The sequence below is a fragment of the Protofrankia sp. Cr1 genome (genome assembly GCF_963555865.1).
In the GTDB taxonomy this organism is placed as follows: Bacteria; Actinomycetota; Actinomycetes; order Frankiales; family Frankiaceae; genus Protofrankia.
In genome coordinates, this window is record NZ_CAUVXO010000533.1 from 3,282 (window position 1) to 3,973 (window position 692).

Annotated in this window: 1 protein-coding gene; it reads right to left on the minus strand. The window is 70.5% G+C overall.

The features are described from left to right. On the minus strand, positions 1–692 hold a 692-nt coding region (gene rlmB, locus U9980_RS25305; protein WP_322770221.1), incomplete at both ends, for a 23S rRNA (guanosine(2251)-2'-O)-methyltransferase RlmB.

Consider the following 692-nt stretch of genomic DNA (forward strand, 5'->3'; position numbering starts at 1 on the left):
TCGACCCGACGACGGCGGGCAATCTCCGCAAGCACCACACCGGTGGCGACTCCGGCGTTGAGCGACTCGACAGCACCGACCATCGGGATCCGTACCGTCAGATCGCAACGCTCCCCGACCAGCCGTGACAGACCGCGTCCTTCTGAACCGACTACCACGACCAGCGGGTCGAAGATCATATCCAGATCATCCAGGCTGATCTCGCCGTCCGCGGCCAGCCCGACAACGAAGATGCCGGCCTCCGCCCAAGCCGTCAACGCCCGAACCAGGTTCGTCGCCCGCGCCACCGGCAACCGGGCCGCGGCACCCGCCGACGTCTTCCACGCCGCCGCCGTCACACCGGCAGCCCGCCGCTCGGGGACGACCACACCGTGCGCGCCGAACGCCGCCGCCGATCTGATCACCGCGCCGAGATTACGCGGGTCGGTGACCCCGTCCAATGCCACCAGGAGTCCCGGCGGCGCCGCCTGCGCACGGGCCAGAAGATCATCAGGATGGGCATACCGGAACGGCGGCACCGACAGTGCCAGCCCCTGATGCGGCGCGGCACCACACAGCCGGTCCAGCTCGGCTCGGGCGACGTCCGCGACGGCCACACCGGCACGGGGAGCGAGCCGGCGGGCCTCATCAAGACGTTCGTCGTACTCGGTGCCAGCGGCGATCAGCAATGTGGACGCGGGGACACCGGCCCG